This is a genomic window from Streptomyces sp. NPDC058955 (assembly GCF_042741435.1).
Lineage (GTDB): Bacteria > Actinomycetota > Actinomycetes > Streptomycetales > Streptomycetaceae > Streptomyces.
Genome location: NZ_JBHYKM010000014.1, coordinates 68,230 through 69,490, shown reverse-complemented (window position 1 = coordinate 69,490; position 1,261 = coordinate 68,230). Strand labels below are relative to the sequence as shown.

The 1,261-nt window shown below is 72.8% G+C and carries 1 protein-coding gene; it reads right to left on the bottom strand.

Going from position 1 to position 1,261, the window contains the following annotated elements:
- Positions 1–127: 127 nt before the first annotated feature.
- A partial coding sequence (locus ACFW1I_RS08925; protein WP_384667692.1) for a hypothetical protein occupies positions 128–1,261 on the bottom strand: 1,134 nt, incomplete at its 5' end.

Genomic DNA, 1,261 nt, shown 5'->3' with positions numbered 1-1,261 from the left:
GCGCGTGCGTGCCTGGGGGCTCCCCGGTGCCGGTGCCGTGACCCCGCGGGGGTGGTGGTGGTGGCGCGCGCACCAACTCGCCCGCCCCCTCCCCCCACCGCACCGCTTGTCACCGCCCCCGTGCGCCCTACTTCGCGGGCAGCTTGGCCCACTTCGGGTCGAGGGCGAGCGCCTTCAGCTGCTCCATGGTGAGCGCGGGCTCGGCCCGGGTGGCCGCCTCGTGCTGGGCGCCGGTGTTGAAGGCGCCGACGACGACCCGGAAGCCGTCCTTCGTCAGGGTGTCGACGGTCCACCAGACGACGCCCTCGCCGCCCTTCTCGCCGGGCTGCTGGGTGAGCTTCACCTTGCGGCCGTCGGGCAGGGTGGTGACGTCGCCGGAGCCGAAGAGCTGGTCGGCGACGTCGTCCATGCCGTACTGGACGTTGATCTGGACAAGGCTCTTGCCCTTGCCGTCGTCGACGACCACGAAGGCGAACTCGCCCTCGCCGCCGTCGTCGACGACCTTGAGCCCCTTCGGCAGCAGCGAACGCAGCGTGTTCGGCACGGTGTTGCCGACGATCTCGGGCGGCGCCTGCCGCACCTTGCCGGGCTTGCCGAGCTTGCCGGGCTGGGCGGGCGCGGTGGGCAGCGGCGGGATCTGGTCCAGCAGCGGCCGCCACGCGTCGGCGGTGACGAGCGCCTTCATCTGGGCGGCGGTGAAGGGCGGGTTCTCGCGGCTGATCGCGGCGCCCTTCTCGGCGGGCGCGTTGTACTCGCTCGCGTCGATCAGGAAGCCGTCCTTGGTGAGCAGCGTGGCCCGCCAGCTCTTGGTCTCCTCGCGCTTGTCGGGGTACTCGTACCCCTGGAAGACCATCCAGCGGGAGCCGTCGGGGAGCTTCCCGGTCTCGCAGGCGTCGTACGGCACGTACGCCTTCTCGGGGCAGGTCACCATGTCGACGCCCGCTTCCGCCGAGCGTCCGGCGCGGTTGAGGAAGACGCCGACGGCGGCCTCGCCCTTGCCGTCGTCGTAGACGCCGCTGATGCCCTGGCCCTTGCCGTCGAGGCCGTCGAACCGCCATTCACCGGCGGGGGTGTTGGCCTTGATGACGTCGGCGATCCGGGAGAGGGGGATCTCCGCCATGCCGGGCTTCAGCGCGTCGGAGGCCGGTTCGCCGCTCGACTCGGGGGCCGGCTCGGCGGTCGGCGATCCGCCGGTCTTCGGGGCCGCCGCCACGCCCGCCTTGTCGGCGGGTCCGTCGGGGGTGACGACGGAGCCGGCGTA